General features: G+C 64.7%; 15 protein-coding genes and 2 tRNA genes. 10 read left to right on the forward strand and 7 right to left on the reverse strand.

Annotated elements, in window-relative coordinates; genetic code table 11:
• Nucleotides 1-338: 338 nt before the first annotated feature.
• From ACE3P9_RS09335 to gstA, 3 genes are read right to left on the reverse strand one after another with little or no spacing between them, the layout of a single operon-like run.
• On the reverse strand, nucleotides 339-1742 hold the full coding sequence (locus ACE3P9_RS09335) for a 3-oxoacyl-ACP reductase (protein WP_374493603.1): 1404 nt from the start codon (nucleotides 1740-1742) through the stop codon (nucleotides 339-341).
• A 48-nt stretch (nucleotides 1743-1790) separates the two neighbouring features.
• Nucleotides 1791-2120 (reverse strand): cupin domain-containing protein, encoded by a 330-nt coding sequence (locus ACE3P9_RS09340; protein ID WP_374493606.1) that lies wholly within the window; start codon nucleotides 2118-2120, stop codon nucleotides 1791-1793.
• A gap of 15 nt (nucleotides 2121-2135) precedes the next feature.
• Nucleotides 2136-2750 (reverse strand): glutathione transferase GstA, encoded by a 615-nt coding sequence (gene gstA, locus ACE3P9_RS09345; RefSeq protein ID WP_374493608.1) that lies wholly within the window; start codon nucleotides 2748-2750, stop codon nucleotides 2136-2138.
• Between the two features lie 220 nt (nucleotides 2751-2970).
• On the opposite strand from gstA, the gene ACE3P9_RS09350 reads away from it, so the two are divergent.
• Nucleotides 2971-4224 carry a nucleoside recognition domain-containing protein gene (locus ACE3P9_RS09350; protein ID WP_374493610.1) on the forward strand — a complete coding sequence of 418 codons (1254 nt, stop codon included), beginning with the start codon at nucleotides 2971-2973 and terminating at the stop codon, nucleotides 4222-4224.
• 207 nt (nucleotides 4225-4431) lie between these two features.
• Here ACE3P9_RS09350 and rpsT read toward each other — a convergent pair whose 3' ends face one another.
• Entirely contained in the window at nucleotides 4432-4728 is a 297-nt protein-coding gene (gene rpsT, locus ACE3P9_RS09355; RefSeq protein WP_374493612.1) for a 30S ribosomal protein S20, read from the reverse strand.
• A 263-nt stretch (nucleotides 4729-4991) separates the two neighbouring features.
• On the opposite strand from rpsT, the gene murJ reads away from it, so the two are divergent.
• A complete protein-coding gene (murJ, locus tag ACE3P9_RS09360; protein WP_374493614.1) occupies nucleotides 4992-6554 on the forward strand; it encodes a murein biosynthesis integral membrane protein MurJ in 1563 nt (520 codons plus the stop codon).
• A 239-nt stretch (nucleotides 6555-6793) separates the two neighbouring features.
• On the opposite strand, the gene purM is transcribed toward murJ, so the two are convergent.
• Nucleotides 6794-7846 carry a phosphoribosylformylglycinamidine cyclo-ligase gene (gene purM / locus ACE3P9_RS09365; RefSeq protein ID WP_374493616.1) on the reverse strand — a complete coding sequence of 351 codons (1053 nt, stop codon included), beginning with the start codon at nucleotides 7844-7846 and terminating at the stop codon, nucleotides 6794-6796.
• Between the two features lie 126 nt (nucleotides 7847-7972).
• Between purM and ACE3P9_RS09370 the strand changes: the two genes are divergently transcribed.
• From ACE3P9_RS09370 to ACE3P9_RS09395, 6 genes are all read left to right on the forward strand, one after another.
• Nucleotides 7973-9049, forward strand: a complete 1077-nt coding sequence (locus ACE3P9_RS09370; protein WP_374493617.1) for an AI-2E family transporter — start codon at nucleotides 7973-7975, stop codon at nucleotides 9047-9049.
• Between the two features lie 99 nt (nucleotides 9050-9148).
• Nucleotides 9149-9844: a DnaA regulatory inactivator Hda gene (hda, locus tag ACE3P9_RS09375; RefSeq protein WP_374493619.1), complete on the forward strand. Its 696-nt coding sequence runs from the start codon at nucleotides 9149-9151 to the stop codon at nucleotides 9842-9844.
• On the forward strand, nucleotides 9841-10518 hold the full coding sequence (locus ACE3P9_RS09380) for an HAD family hydrolase (protein WP_374493620.1): 678 nt from the start codon (nucleotides 9841-9843) through the stop codon (nucleotides 10516-10518). The genes hda and ACE3P9_RS09380 overlap by 4 nt, the downstream gene beginning before the upstream one ends.
• Before the next feature lies 1 nt (nucleotide 10519).
• Complete coding sequence (pcnB, locus tag ACE3P9_RS09385; RefSeq protein ID WP_374493622.1) at nucleotides 10520-12340, forward strand: polynucleotide adenylyltransferase PcnB; 1821 nt, start codon at nucleotides 10520-10522, stop codon at nucleotides 12338-12340.
• Nucleotides 12333-12869: a 2-amino-4-hydroxy-6-hydroxymethyldihydropteridine diphosphokinase gene (gene folK / locus ACE3P9_RS09390; protein WP_374493623.1), complete on the forward strand. Its 537-nt coding sequence runs from the start codon at nucleotides 12333-12335 to the stop codon at nucleotides 12867-12869. Before pcnB ends, folK begins: the two co-directional genes overlap by 8 nt.
• 176 nt (nucleotides 12870-13045) lie before the next feature.
• Complete coding sequence (locus ACE3P9_RS09395; protein ID WP_374493625.1) at nucleotides 13046-13942, forward strand: NAD-dependent epimerase/dehydratase family protein; 897 nt, start codon at nucleotides 13046-13048, stop codon at nucleotides 13940-13942.
• Nucleotides 13943-13973: 31 nt separating this feature from the next.
• Here the strand turns inward: ACE3P9_RS09395 and ACE3P9_RS09400 are convergent, their stop codons facing one another.
• Nucleotides 13974-14330: a 2Fe-2S iron-sulfur cluster-binding protein gene (locus ACE3P9_RS09400; RefSeq protein WP_374493627.1), complete on the reverse strand. Its 357-nt coding sequence runs from the start codon at nucleotides 14328-14330 to the stop codon at nucleotides 13974-13976.
• 165 nt (nucleotides 14331-14495) lie between these two features.
• Here ACE3P9_RS09400 and ACE3P9_RS09405 point away from each other — a divergent pair.
• Both ACE3P9_RS09405 and ACE3P9_RS09410 read left to right on the forward strand, forming a co-directional pair.
• A tRNA-Pro gene (locus ACE3P9_RS09405) sits at nucleotides 14496-14572 on the forward strand.
• A 236-nt stretch (nucleotides 14573-14808) separates the two neighbouring features.
• Nucleotides 14809-14885, forward strand: a tRNA-Arg gene (locus ACE3P9_RS09410).
• 113 nt (nucleotides 14886-14998) lie between these two features.
• Here ACE3P9_RS09410 and ACE3P9_RS09415 read toward each other — a convergent pair.
• Nucleotides 14999-15250 carry a hypothetical protein gene (locus tag ACE3P9_RS09415; RefSeq protein WP_374493629.1) on the reverse strand — a complete coding sequence of 84 codons (252 nt, stop codon included), beginning with the start codon at nucleotides 15248-15250 and terminating at the stop codon, nucleotides 14999-15001.
• Nucleotides 15251-15287 lie beyond the last annotated feature (37 nt).

Consider the following 15287-nt stretch of genomic DNA (forward strand, 5'->3'; position numbering starts at 1 on the left):
CTGCCGCAGGAACTCAAGGCCATGGGCAGCGACCGGGAAATCCTGATCATCGAAGGCATGGCACACCCTGCTCTCGTGGACAAGATCCGCTATTACCAGGAAGACCTGTTCACCCAGCGCCTGCTGCCCAAGGTGCAGGTTCCGATTCTTGTTCGGGAGCTGTAAAACAAATCGCCGCGCTTCAGTCGATATAAAGGAAGTTGCTGGCGCAAGCAATGGGTATCGATCACTTGCTGTTTGATGAGGTTTTGGGAAAAGGTCCTGAAAAATCCAGAAGCGGGCGGCGTTCTGGCAAGCAAACCGTGAGTCGGCAGGTTCGGTACCGCCAGAGGAAGCGGTCAGGCGCCCAGCAGCGAGAGTCCGCACACGCGCAGCACCTGCCCCTGCACGGTGGTGGCTTCCGGATGGGAGATGAAGGCGATGGCTTCGGCCACATCGGCTGGAAGACCTCCCTGGCTGAGCGCATTGAGTCGGCGTGCGGCTTCGCGTGCCATCCAGGGCATATGGGCTGTCATGGGAGTTTCGATGAATCCCGGGGCGATGGCGTTGATGCGTCGGCCGCTGGATTGCCAGATGCGCGCCCGCTGCTGCACATGGCCGATGAGGCCTGCCTTGGTGGCGGCGTAGTTGGTCTGTCCGGCATTGCCGGCCAGGCCGCTGATCGAAGAGAGGCAGACTTCCCGGGCGCCGGGTTTCCACAGGGTCGCCGCGTCGAGCGCTGCATCGATGGCCAGAATCGCCTGCAGGTTGACTGCCATTACCGTGTGCCATTCGTCGGCACGCATGCGGGCGAATGTGCGGTCGCGCGTGATGCCGGCGTTGTGCACCATGAGGTCGATTCCCCCGTGGCCAGCCAGGGCGGCGGCCAGAATATCGGGGGCATCGGGCTGGATGATGTCGAGCGGCAGGGCAAGTCCCCGTACTTCATGGGCGAGGGCATCGAGCGTCGGGGCGGCTTCGGGGCGATCCACACAGGCCACACGCGCTCCCTCGGCGGCCAGCCGTCGTACCGTGGCAGCACCGATGCCTCCCGCAGCGCCGGTGACGACTGCCAGGGTGTCGTTCCAGGGGGAGGCCGCTGGGCCAAAGGGATGGTCCGCCTCGTCCTGCAGCACAAGCACCTGACCGGACACATAAGCACTGCGGTCCGTACCCAGGAAACGGAGCATGGGAGCCCACTGCTCCGGGGCATCGTACAGAGGCCCCTGGGGCAGGCACACCATGTTGACAGTGGCGCCCCGGCGCCCCAGCTCCCTGGCGAGCGAGCGCATGAATCCTTCCAGCGCACGGCGGCAGAGCAGGGCCTCTGGCAAGGCTGCACGGCAGCTTTCCTCGGCGGCAGGCGCCAGGAACAGCATGCGCCCTCCCGGAGCCATCTGGCGCACTGCGTCGCTCAGTGCGTCATGCAGTTCGTCGAGCAGCGCGGTGCGGATCAGCGTGCGTGCATCGACGATGCAGGTCTGCAGCCGGGGAGACGGCTGCGCATCGGGAGCAGGGACACCGAGTCGCCCGGACTCGGGCCACAGCTGGGCACCCCGGTGCCGCAGCCAGTCTGCCAGCCCTCCGGAGTCTGGCGCCCCGGAGGGAACGCGCACCCGCTGTACATGCCGGCCCTCGAATTCCCGTGGCCCGTAAGCCGAGGTGCAGCGTGGCAGCACGCGGGGCTGGGGCAACCCCAGCCTGCGCACCAGCGGAGCGGTCCAGCGGCCATTGGCCCAGCGCAGCAGATGGTCTTGAGGCATGGAGTTCCTTGAAATCCGCAGTGGGGAACGCGTGGCAGATGAGGGGATTCAGTCTGGCAGCCGCAGGGTAAGGAGCATCACGGTATCTGTCACTGCAGTCAGCGCATGCGGCTCATGGGCTTGGAGATGTACCCAGTCACCCTCCTTGAGGGAGACTGTCCTCTCTGGCGTGGCAAGGACGCATAGCCCCTTGAGACACTGCAAGGTCAGTTCGCCTTCCACCTGATGTTCGGGCAGATTCTTGCCGGCATGAAGTACGATCCGCACGATTTCAAGCTGCCGGCTTTTCATCAAGGCCTGTGTGGTTGCATGCATGACATCCGAGCATAAGCCCGGCAATGACACCACTTCACCCGAGCCCACATGAGGCGTTGCCATGGAGGACCTCCCCCTTCAGAACGGCGGCATGCGCAGGCCTTCTGCCTGCAGCGCTTCCTGCACGGCTGGACGGGCCATGACGCGCTGGCGCAGGGCCAGGATGCGGGGCATGCCGGAGATGTCGATGCGTGTGAGGCGGCACCAGTTCGACGCCACAAAGAAGTAGATGTCCGCCACCGAGTAGGTGTCTCCCATCAGGTACTCCTTGCCTTCGAGCTGGGACTCGACCCATTTCAGCCGCTCGATCAGCAGTGCGGTCGATTCCGTCTTGGCCTTTTCGCCCATGTCGTGGAAGAGGGGGCCGAAGTTCTTGTGCAGCTCGGTGGCAATGAAGTTGAGCCATGCCTGCAGTCGATAGCGGGCAAGAGTGCCGTTGGCCGGAGCAAGGTGTTTTTCCGGGGCCTGGTCTGCGATGTACTGCACCAGGGCGGGGCCTTCGGTCATGCGGGTGCCGTCGTCAAGCTCCAGCACAGGCACATAGCCGAGCGCATTGATGGTGTGAAAATCGGTGCCATCCGGCAGCTTGTGGGTGCTGGTGGAGGCCAGCACGGTCTCGTAGGGCACGCCGGCTTCCTGCAGGGCGATATGGGGGGACAGGGAACAGGCGCCGGGCGAGTAGTAGAGCTTCATGCAGAATCCTTTCGGGGAAATGCGAACGGAAAAACGGGTGCCACACACCGCAGGCGACTCTGGTGGGCCACATGCCGGCACGCGGCGTCCGGGGCTATGGCGAGCTATCGTACACCGATCGTGTGGCCCTTCCGGACCGAGGGGAAACCGGCCATGGGACCTCCGCCCGGCCGTATTGGCTGCACCGGCATTCGCGTCTTTTTGCGGTATGGTTTGCGCCATGGTGCTCAATCTGGTCTGGCTTGGATTCTTTGTGGTGTCGTTCCTGATCGCGCTGGTGCAGCTGGCACAGGGGCAGGTCGATGTGTTCGCGCGCCTGCTTTCGGCGCTGTTCGATGCTGCCCGCACCGGCTTCGACATCTCCCTGGGGCTCACGGGCATCATGGCGCTGTGGCTGGGCATTCTGCGCATCGGTGAAAAGGCAGGCCTGATTGCTCTGCTCGCGCGCATGGTCAACCCCATGTTTCGTCATCTGTTCCCGGGTGTGCCTTCGGGGCATGCCGCCCAGGGGGCCATGACCATGAACCTGTCGGCCAACCTGCTGGGGCTCGACAATGCGGCCACTCCCCTGGGCCTCAAGGCCATGCAGGAGCTGCAGCATCTCAATCCCCGACCCGACACGGCCACCAATGCGCAGATCCTGTTCATCGTGCTCAACACGGCCGGACTGACGCTGATCCCCACCTCTGTCATCGCCATCCGCCAGACCCTGGCTCTCAAGCAGGGGCTCGTGGGGTTCAATGCGGCCGACATCTTCCTGCCGACTCTGGTGGCCACTTCCGTTTCGCTGCTGGCAGCGCTGCTCATGGTGGCTGCTGTGCAGCGTCTGCCGCTGTGGCGCCTGGCCGTATGGCTGCCCATAGTTCTTTTCGGTGCGGGGCTGGGGGCGCTGACATGGTGGCTCGCACAGTGGCCTGCGGCCCAGGCGTCGCGCTTCGTTGGCGCACTGGGGGCAGGCATCATCTTCGGCCTGGTGGTGCTGTTTCTGGTGGCGGGAGCGGTACGCCGGGTGCCGGTGTACGACACCTTCGTCGAAGGCGCGCGAGAAGGTTTCCAGGTAGCGGTGCAGATCATCCCCTACCTGGTGGCCATGCTGGGCGCCGTGTCCGTGTTCCGGGCCAGCGGGGCACTCGACTGGATCATGCAGGGCATCGGGGCTGGAGTGGCGGCTCTGGGGCTGCCGGTCGATTTTCTGCCGGCACTGCCGGTGGGGCTGATGAAGGTGCTTTCGGGTTCCGGAGCCCGGGGGCTGATGGTGGACGTGATGCAGACCTATGGAGTGGGTTCGTTTCCGGCCCAGGTGGCGGCCATCATTCAGGGATCGACCGAAACGACTTTCTACGTACTGGCCGTGTACTTTGGCAGCGTGGGAGTGCGCAACACCCGCCATGCGCTGGCCTGTGCCCTGTTTGCCGATGCCGTGGGCATCGTGGCGGCGGTATGTGTGGGCTATGCCTTCTTTCACCGCGCCTGAGGAGGTGTGACAGGGTGGCGCAGTGACGAGACCTGTCCCGGGCGGGGAACATCACGGACACGGGGGCAGCAGGCCTTGATACTGTGTCTGCAGCCTCGCCCCAGACATGAAAAAACCGCCCGGAGGCGGTTTCTTGGGAGTGCTGGCAGCGCACCCAGACAAACGGCGGTGTGGGCCAGCCACACCGTGCGGGTTGCCTGAAGAGGATCAGGCAGCGGCCAGAGCCTTGACCTGTGCGGACAAGCGGCTCTTGTCGCGGGAAGCCTTGTTCTTGTGGAAGATGCCCTTGTCGGCGACGGTGTCGACCACGGACTGCATCTTGGCGAACAGTTCCTTGGCCTTGTCCTTGTCGCCGGCTGCAACGGCCTTCTCGACGTTCTTCACCGCAGTGCGGTACTTGGAGCGCAGGGACGTGTTGGCGGTGTTGAGCTTGACGTTCTGACGAGCGCGCTTGCGGCCAGAGGCAAGACGCGGGTTCTTTTTCTTGGGTTTTCCGGAAGCCATATCAATAATTCCTTGTGTTGATGGATGTTGCCAGCAAAGCCGAGCATTATAGCCTGATGGCTCTGCCGCTCGCAAATGCGCGTGCCGGATACAGTGGCGTGTCTGGCAGGAGGGTGTGACGCCTGCTTGCATCTGAGGCCGCAGCAGGGCCATGGCGCGGGGTGGCTGCGCGCTACACTTGCATCCATTTTCACGCGCCGGTGCATTCCGGCCCCGGCTGCAGGGCTGGGGGCCTGGAAGCACTGGCCTTCTGCCGTGCCGTTGTGAGTCTTTTCAAATCCGCCTCCCTCGTTTCCCTGTTGACGCTGGCATCCCGCATCGCGGGTCTGGTGCGTGAGCTGCTGATTGCTTCGGCCTTCGGGGCGAGCATGTACACCGATGCGTTCAACGTGGCGTTTCGCATCCCCAACCTGTTTCGGCGCCTGTTTGCCGAAGGGGCCTTCAGCCAGGCCTTCGTGCCGGTGCTGGCCGCTTCCCGCGAGCAGGAGGGCGACGCGGCCACCCATCGCATGATCGACCATGTGAGCACGGTCCTGTTCTGGGTGCTGCTGGTTTTCTGCATCCTGGGGGTGCTCGGGGCGCCGGTGCTGGTCTGGGCCATGGCCAGCGGACTGGAGCAGCGCCCAGAAGGGTTCCACGCCGCAGTGGTCATGACGCGCTGGATCTTTCCCTATATCGGCTTCATGTCGCTCGTGGCTCTCGCGGCCGGGGTCCTCAACACCTGGAAGCACTATGCCGTGCCGGCGGCCACGCCCGTACTGCTCAATGTGGCCATGATCGCCTCGGCCTGGTGGGGGGCGCCGTGGTTTGCGCGCATGGGCATCCATCCGGTGTATGCGCTGTGCATGGGGGTCATGGTCGGAGGGGTGCTGCAGCTGGTGACGCAGCTCGTGGCACTCAAGCGACTCGGAATGTTTCCCCGCATCGGGGCCAGTGTGGCGAGCCTGCGGGTGTCGCTGGCCGATCCGCACACCCGACGCATCGGCAGGCTCATGCTGCCTGCCATCCTGGGGGTGAGCGTGGCGCAGATTTCCCTGCTCATCAACACACAGATTGCATCCCATCTTGCACCGGGCAGCGTGAGCTGGCTCAGCTATGCGGATCGCCTGATGGAGTTCCCCACGGCGCTGCTCGGGGTGGCGCTGGGTGTGGTGCTGATGCCGCAGCTGGCCCGTGCCAAGGCCTCCAACGATGCGGCCGCCTATTCCTCTATGCTCGATTGGGGGCTGCGACTCGTGGTGCTGCTGTCGGTGCCCTGTGCGGCGGCGCTGCTGGCGTTCTCGATGCCGCTCGTGAGCGTGCTCTACCACTACGGGGCCTTCAAGGTGTCCGACGTGCAGCAGACCACGCTGGCCCTGATGGGCTATGGCTCCGGGCTGGTGGGGCTGGTGGCCATCAAGGTGCTGGCCCCTGCCTACTATGCACGGCAGGACATCAAGACGCCCGTGAAGATCGCCATAGGGGTGCTGGTGGCGACCCAGCTCATGAATCTCGTGTTTGTGCCGCGCCTGCAGGTGGGGGGGCTGTCCCTGTCGATCGGTCTGGCGGCCATGGGCAATGCCGGTATGCTGCTGGCGGGGTTGCTGCGCCGCGGGAGCTATCAGCCTGCACGCGGGTGGCTGCGCTTTGCCCTGCAGGTGCTGGCGGCTACGCTGCTGATGCTGGCGTTCCTGCTGTGGGCCGATGAGCAGCTCGCTTGGCTCGCAGGCATGAATCGCCTGCACCGCATCGTGCAGTTCACGTGGGTGATCGCGGTGGCGGCCGTGCTCTATTTCGGCGCGCTGGCGGTTGGAGGGTTCAGGGTCCGTACGCTGTTGCGGCGCTGACAGGCAGTGCCGTGCTGCAGCCGAATGAAGAAGGTTGCAGCATCACCAGGCGCGCGGGCCATGCATGCCATCGCATGGGAGGGGAGCCATGAGCAGGCATCTCACTCCTCTTCCGTGGGGAACAGGGCACAGGATGGCAGCAGGGCACTTTTCCATAAAAAAAGCCGTGCTTCTCATGGAGCACGGCTTTTTGCCTTGCAGGGAATAGAGGCCGGTGCGCGCGAGGCGCACCGGGAACATCAGGCTACCGTCACCTGCGGTGCATCGTCGGTGCGAGCGGTGATTTCTCCGATGGCGTAGACCGTTTCCCCCTGTTCGCGCAGCGCATCCGCCACGGCGCTGGCCTGGGTTGCATCGACCACCACGACCATGCCGATGCCGTTGTTGAAGGTGCGGTTCATTTCGATGTCGTCAATGCCGGCCGTGCCCTGCAGCCAGGCGAACAGTTCGGTGCGGGGCCAGGAGCCTTGCTGCAGTGCGGCGCCGGTACCTGCCGGCAGGACGCGCGGAATGTTTTCGAGCAGGCCGCCGCCGGTGATGTGGGCCAGAGCCTTGATGGCAGGGGCATGGTCCTGACCGTTGAAGCGTGCGAGTGCCGCCAGCACGCTCTTCACGTACAGGCGAGTGGGGCGCATGATGGCGTCCCGGAAAGGCATGCCGTCGAGCGTGACAGGCAGACTGGAACCGGCGCGCTCGATGCATTTGCGCACCAGGCTGAAGCCATTGCTGTGCACGCCGTGGCTGGCGAGACCCAGCACGACGTCGCCGGGGCGCACGTCGCGACCGGTGAGGATGCGGCTCTTTTCGACTGCACCGACGGCGAAGCCGGCAAGGTCGTATTCGCCGTCGGGATACATGCCGGGCATTTCGGCCGTCTCTCCGCCGATGAGGGCACATCCGCTTTCTTCGCAGCCGCGGGCGATGCCGCCCACCACGGCAGCCGCGGTGTCCACGTCAAGGTGGCCGCAGGCAAAGTAGTCCAGGAAGAAGAGCGGCTCGGCACCCTGCACCAGCACGTCGTTCACGCTCATGGCCACAAGGTCGATGCCGACGCTGTCGTGCATGTTCCACTCGAAGGCCAGACGCAGCTTGGTGCCCACACCGTCCGTGCCGGAAACCAGCACGGGCTCGCTGTACCGCTTGGGGATCTCGAAGAGTGCGCCAAAGCCGCCGATGCCGGCCAGCACCCCCTCGCGCATGGTCTTCTTGGCCAGGGGCTTGATGCGTTCGACGAGAGCGTCGCCTGCGTCGATGTCAACGCCGGCGTCTTTGTAGGAAATGGGGGTCTGCATGGGAGTGAAAGGGGAAAGGCGCGATGGCGGTTGCACTGTACGAAAAATGTTGCAACTGGGCCGAGGCGCCGGCCCCGTCTTTATTGGACAATTCCCGTATTGTAAATAGCTTCAACCGGCTCTCCCATGGAATTTACCGACTACCAGAAGCGCGTGGCTGCATGGCTGGTCATTGCCTGCGTGTTCGTCCTCATGCTCTGGCTGCTGGGGGCTGTCCTCACGCCCTTCATCGTGGGGGCGGTCCTGGCGTATGCGCTCAATCCAGCCGTGACCCATTTCGAGGCGGCCTGCCGGGGAAGGATGCCGCGCTGGGCGGCAGTCATTCTGGTGATGACGGTCTTTCTGCTGGCCGTCACGGGCTTGGTCATGCTCATCGTGCCGGTCATTCTCAAGGAGGCGCCCATCATGCGGCAGCAGCTCCCGATGCTGGTGGACCGCGGCGGGGCCTGGACGCAGCAGATGCTCAACCGGTTTGGCGTGCCCTTCCAGTTCAACTTCAGCTCCCTCAGGGATCTCATGCTGCGGGCCATGAGCAACGGGGACAGCTCCACCGTCGGCAGTTCGGTGTGGTCCTCCCTCAAGATCGGCGGCAGTGCGGCCCTGTCGGTGCTGGGCAACGTGATGCTCATTCCGATGGTGCTGTTCTATCTCCTGATGGACTGGAAGCGTTTTGTCTTCTTCATGTTCAAGCTCGTTCCCCGCAAGATGCGCGGGGCCGTGGAGCATTTTGCCGAGGATGCCGATGCCGTGCTGGGGCAGTATCTGCGGGGGCAGCTCATCGTCATGCTGGTGCTGGCCCTGTACTACAGCGTAGGGCTGTCGCTGTTCGGGCTCGATCTGGCCCTGCCGGTGGGCATCTTCACAGGGCTGGCTGTCTTTGTTCCCTACCTGGGCTATGGCACAGGGCTGCTGCTGGCCTCTCTGACGGGGCTGCTGCAGATGGGGTTTGCCTCCACGGCACTCATGGTGGCTGTGGTGTACGGCGTGGGGCAGGTGCTGGAGAGCTTCTATCTGACCCCTCGCCTGGTGGGGGAGCGCATCGGGCTGCATCCGCTTGTGGTGATCTTTGCGCTGATGGCCTTCGGGCAGCTCTTCGGGTTCGTGGGGGTGCTGGTGGCGCTGCCGTGCAGTGCCGTGCTGCTGGTGGCAGTGCGCCGCCTGCGCGAGCAGTATTTTCGCAGTGATCTCTACAATCACGACTGACCGGAGGAGGTGCTGCGACCGGTCTTTGAGCAGTATGGAGAGTGGACAGGCAGGGGAGGTGCGGGCAGACCCTCTAAAATAGCGGCCGTGCAAGCATCCATGAAACAGATTCCTCTCGACATCGGCCTCGTGCCGCGCCCCCGGCTCGATACCTGGGTAGCCGGTCCCAATGCGCAGGTCCTGGCCCATGTGCAGCAGCTCGTCACGCATCCCCTGGCCACGGCGGCACCCACCTACATCTGGGGCGATGAGGGGAGCGGCAAGACCCACCTGCTGCTCGGTGCACTGCAGGAGCTGCAGGAGCAGGGTCTGACGGCAGGCTGGCTCGATGCGGACACCATCTGCAGCGGCTATGTGCGCGAATTCGATCCGCGGTGGAGTGCCGTGTTCATGGATGACGTGGATCTCTACAACGACGAACAGCAGCACACGGCCTTCAACTGGTTCATCAACGCCATGGCGCCACTGCAGGGCGAGCCGCGCTGGGTGCTGGCCGCTGGCAGCCTGCCCGTGACCGATCTGCCCCTGCGCGAGGATCTTCGCACCCGTCTGGGCTGGGGGCAGGTCTACGCCCTGCAACCCCTGGGCGACGACGATGTGCGCGCCGCGCTGCGCCGGGCCGCTGCCGAACGCGGCATCGTGCTCAGTGACGAGGTGCTGCACTTCATGCTCAAGCGTTTCTCGCGCGACCTGGGCAGCCTCAACGAGCTGTTGGGCATGCTCGACGGCTACTCGCTCGAAATGCGCCGCAACATCACCATTCCCCTGCTCAAGCAAATGCTGCACGAAACATGAACATTGCCCTGTTTGACCTCGACCATACCCTGCTGCCGATCGACTCCGACTACACCTGGGCGCGCTTCACCAACGAGATCGGATGGACCGATCCCGAGGAATCCCTGCGCCAGAACGACATCTTCTACCAGCAGTACGTGGCCGGCACGCTCGACATGCGTGAATACGTGCGCTTCGTCACCCGGGCCGTGCGGGCCCACACCCTGCCGGAGGCCCAGGCGGCCCAGCAGCGCTATCTCGACGAGTTCATCCGTCCGCAGATCACCCGCCCGGCGCTCGACCTGCTGGCTGCGCACCGCCAAGCCGGCGACGCGCTCGTGATGATCACCGCCACCAACCGTTTCATTGCGGGCCCGATCGGCGAGGCCCTTGGGTTTGCCGATGACCACATCATCGCCACCGAGCTGCAGCGAGACACGCGCGGCCACATTACTGGCGAGATCGACGGGGAACCCAATCTCCGAGAGGGAAAGGTGCACAATTTCGGTCTCTGGCTTGCGCGCCGCAATCTGGCTTCGGAACAGGTAAGGGTGACCTTCTATTCCGATTCGATGAACGATCTCCCGCTGCTCGAACGGGCGGCCGTGCCGGTGGCCACCAACCCCGACGACCGTCTGCGCGCCCATGCCACCCGCGAGGGCTGGCGCATTCTGGATCTTTTTCCCACCCACTGACATGATCAAGAACCTCTTTCACAAGCTGCTGGGCAAGCCGGCTGCGGAAAAAAGGCGCCGTCCCTCGTTCGGCAAGCGGGTGGAGGTGCCGGCCAGCATTCATCACATTGATCCCGCGCTGGTCGACGACCGGGCCAAGGACGTGGTACAGACCCTGCGCAGAGCCGGTTTCGATGCCTACATCGTCGGCGGAGCGGTGCGCGACCTGCTCGTGGGGCTCAAGCCCAAGGATTTCGATGTGGCAACCAATGCCACCCCCGAGGAGGTCAAGCGTCTGTTCCGGCGTGCCTTCATCATCGGGCGGCGCTTCCGGATCGTGCACGTGGTGTACGGACGGGGGCGCGAGCACGAGGTCATCGAGGTGTCCACCTTCCGTGCCTATCTCGATGCCGCCGATGCGGCCCATGTGAACGGCAACGAAAAGACCAGCCGGCGCGCCCTCGAAGGTGTCGAGCATGCCGTGGACGCCTCCGGCCGGCTCCTGCGCGACAACGTGTGGGGCCCGCAGGAGGAAGATGCCGCCCGGCGCGACTTCACCATCAACGCCATGTACTACGACCCCGAGAGCGAGATCGTGGTCGACTATCACAAGGGCATGGCCGATGTGCAGAAGCGCGTCATCCGCATGATCGGCGAGCCTGCGCTGCGCTATCACGAGGATCCGGTGCGCATCATCCGGGCCATCCGCTTCGCTGCCAAACTCAGCCCCCTGGGTTTCAAGGCAGACAAGGCTACCGTGGCTCCCCTGCGTGACTGCCTGCCGCTCCTGACCCATGTGCCGCAGAGCCGCATGTTCGACGAGATGCTCAAGCTGCTGCAGACCGGACACGCCATGGCCACGGTCGAGCTGCTGGCGCGTCTCGGCTTTGCCGATGCCATCTATCCGCTGCTGGGGCTGGCCGTGGATCGAGCCAGCGATCCCTTTGTGCGCGGAGCCCTGCAAGATACCGACCGCCGCGTCGGAGAGGGCAAGCCCGTGGCCCCGAGCTTCCTGCTTGCCTGCCTGTTGTGGCAGGACGTGCGCGAAGCCTGGCAACGGCAGGTGCATGCACACAAGCCCGCATTCGTTGCGCTGCAGGATGCCATCGACGAAGTGTTCGAGGCCCGCATCGGCGATGTGTCCGGCCGGGGCAAGCTGGCCGCCGACATGCGCGAAATCTGGATGATGCAGCCTCGATTCGACAAGCGCACCGGCAACGGGCCTTACAGCCTCGTGGCACAGCTGCGTTTCCGGGCGGGTTTCGACTTCTTCCGCCTGCGTGCGTCGGTGGGAGAGGTGACCGACGAACTGGCCGACTGGTGGCAGACCTTCAGTACCGCCAACGATGCCGTGCGTGACGACCTCCTGGCCGAGGCCCGCGAGCAGCAGCGCCAGCAGCAGAAACAGGCCCGTCAGGCCACCACAGGCAAGGTCAAACCCACCGGCAAGGTGCATCGCGTGTCCGGCGCATCGCTGTCCACAGCGTCTGAGGAATCGGTGGAGGCCGAAGCCTCCGCTCAGGGCCAGGCGGAAACCCTTCACGGCGAGCCCGACAGCGCCCCTGCGCGCAAGCGCCGCAAGCGGCATCGCAAGGGCACCGCTGCCGGGATCGATGCTCCGCCGGCGGCAGACATGGGGGCAGCGGAACCGTCTGCTTCATCGTCCATCAGTACCCCATCGACACAGCCGGGAATGGCGGTATCGCAAGAGGCTGCCTCTGCCTCCGCAGCAGGGGGCGATGACGAACGCGACCTGGCCGCAGCACCGCCCAAGCGGCGCCGGCGTCGCAAGCCTGCAGCATCTGCAGAAGGGGATGCCCCCCGGCAGGCAGCCGATGACTGAGCCCCGAGGCAGGCAGCCTGAAGCGGCAGCCAGGTCTTCCTGCGGCAGCGCATCTCCAGAACCGACTCCCAGCATCGCCTATCTGGCACTGGGAGCCAATCTGGGAGACCCGGTCCGTGCCGTGCAGGCGGCCATGCAGGCCTTAGATACCTTGCCGTCCACGCATCTCCGGGCGGTTTCCTCGCTCTACCGCACCGCGCCCATCGAGTCGAGCGGGCCGGATTATGTCAATGCAGTGGTGGCCGTGGAAACCACGCTCTCCCCGCTGGCCCTGCTCCATGCCGTGCAGGCCATCGAGAAGGCGGCAGGCCGTGAGCGGCCCTACCGCAACGCTCCCCGCACGCTCGACATCGACGTGCTGTGCCATGGCACCACCTGCCAGTGCACCCCCGAGCTAGAGCTCCCGCATCCCCGCATGATGGAGCGGGCCTTTGTGCTGGTTCCCCTGGCCGAAATCGCTCCGCACCTCGTGCCTCCCGACCGCTTGGCGGCCGTGCAGGGGCAGGGCATCGTGCGCATCGCGCACTGAGAACCCCCTGCGCCTGCACGTGGGTCTTTCGGCTTCTGCCAGGCCATGCCCCCATCGAGGGGGAATCTGAAAGGCTGTGCCGCATGGTTGCTGCACCAAAAGTGCATTTCTTTCAGAATCGGGGCAGGAACCGCCGTTTGGGCGTGTGCCGGAGATCCGGATCAGGAGAACAGGTCATGAACATTCTGCTGTGCGGCGCCACGGGATTCGTGGGCCGAGCCCTCATGCGTGCCGTGCAGGCCGAAGGACACCACGTGCTGCCCGGGGTTTCCCATGCCCGAGGTCTGCCGGACGAGGTGGTGGTCGATTACACGCGGGATCATGCTTCGGCCGTCTGGTTGCCCCGACTTGCGAGCGTCGACGCCGTCATCAATGCAGTGGGCGTCCTGCGTGATACGCCCCGCAGACCCATTCAATCCATTCATGCGCTCGCACCCATAGCCCTGTTCGATGCCTGTGCCGAGGCGGGCGTGCAGCGTGTGGTGCAGATTTCTGCGCTGGGGGTGACCCAGGGCACCAGTGACTATGCAGGCACCAAGCTGGCGGCGGATCGGCATCTGGAGCAGCTTGCCCGTCAGGGGCGCCTTCAGCCCACCATCGTGCGGCCCAGTGTGGTCTTTGGACAGGGGGGCAGCAGCACCGCCCTGTTCCTGAATCTTGCGCGTCTGCCGGTGCGCCTGCTTCCGCGTCCGGTGATCGAAGCGCGCATCCAGCCGGTCGCAGTAGGGGAGCTGGCCGAGGCTGTGGCCCATCTTCTGCGCTCCGGCGCGGCATCGCTCCCTGCATGGGTGGAGGCGGTGGGGCCGCAGCCCGTCACCATGGCCGAATTCGTCACCAGCCTGCGCCGTCAGGCGGGACGGTCGGCGGGCTGGCAATGGCCTTTGCCGGACTGGGTGACGGAGCTCAGCGCATCGGTGGGCGATCGTATTCCCGCTTCCCCCTGGTGCCATACCAGCCTGGCCATGCTGGCCACCGACAATGTGGCTCCACCCGGGCCTTTCGCCGCTCTTCTGGGGCGGGAAGCCACTTCCTATGACCGATTGCTGGCTTCGCCCGCCGCGGCTGCCGTCTGATGCGGGACGGACGCGAACGCGATCGTTCGCTTCAGGAGGCACCGTCTCCGGAGGTTTCATCCCACCACAGGGGGGTCGCCTCCATGACGAGATCGGATTCCGGCACCGCCACACACGGAAGAATCCAGCCTTCGGCCTTTTCGTCTGCGCTCAGGCCCGGCCACTCCGCCACGTAGCGCACACGTCCTGCATGCAGCCTGCACAGACAGGTACGGCATACGCCGTTGCGACAGAGGCTGGGCAGCGCCACACCGGCTGCATCGGCCGACTGCAGCACCGTCTGAGATTCGGGCGCCGGGAATGTAGAGCCTTCCGGCTGCAGCACCACCCGGTGGAGCATCGACAGGGCAGAGGAGGGGGCATCAGGAAGATCGTCTGGAGGCATCATGGCAAGAAGGCATCAGAGGCGAGGCGCAGAAACGTGCACATGGCTGCAGCCTGATGCATCCATGCTGTACGGTGCAGGTCCCTGCAAGACAGGGCATGCACCGAAAATTCCGTGTGCCGCCCAGTGGCACGGCATGGCCGACTCAGGCTACAATGCCCACCTTCTCGGAGCATAGCGCAGTCTGGTAGCGCATCTGGTTTGGGACCAGAGGGTCGGGAGTTCGAATCTCTCTGCTCCGACCAATTCTTCTTGTCTGCACTTTCCCCGTTCCGTGGGGTGTCGTGCAGTGCCCGGCACAGCGGTGCAGACATATCCGGACATGACGTCCGGCCCGTTTCCCCATAGCATCCTGGATCCTGCCACCATCGCCTTCGCGAGCGGCGATGGCAGCGGTGGGTGCGATCGCATCGCCTGTTTCGCGTCCTTATGGGCCTTGCTGCGCCATACTGGACAGGGAGCGCTGGGGGCGCCTCCATCACAGCCCGTAGCTCAACTGGATAGAGCAACTGCCTTCTAAGCAGTAGGTCGGGGGTTCGAGTCCCTCCGGGCTGGCCATGCATTCGATGACATAGGCCGTGTGCTGCTTCCAGTGCATCCACGAGCTCTCCACGTGTGCACTTGGCCGTACTGCACGCAGAGATCCAGCGAATCACGAACGGTCCTGCCGCTCAGACGGCCAGAGGCGACGAGTCCCAAGAATGTCGGGCGGTCGCCAGCGGCAGGAACAGGGTAAGCGACGAGTCTGCCAAGGCAATGAGGCCATGATGCCGGTAGAAAGCTGTCGCGGCCTCATCCTTGGCCTCTGCGACCAGGGCGAACGCGGCAATTTCCGAACGTGCCGCAGGGGCGTGCACGGTCGGATGGCGCGCAAGCTTCTTGCAGGTGCAGGCAGGAGGCCAGGGAGCAATGGGCTCGCCCATGACAAGGTGCAGTAACCCGCGAGGCGCTGTTCGTGCG

Source organism: Allobrachymonas sp. (genome assembly GCF_041912815.1).
Taxonomy (GTDB): Bacteria; Pseudomonadota; Gammaproteobacteria; order Burkholderiales; family Burkholderiaceae_C; genus Brachymonas.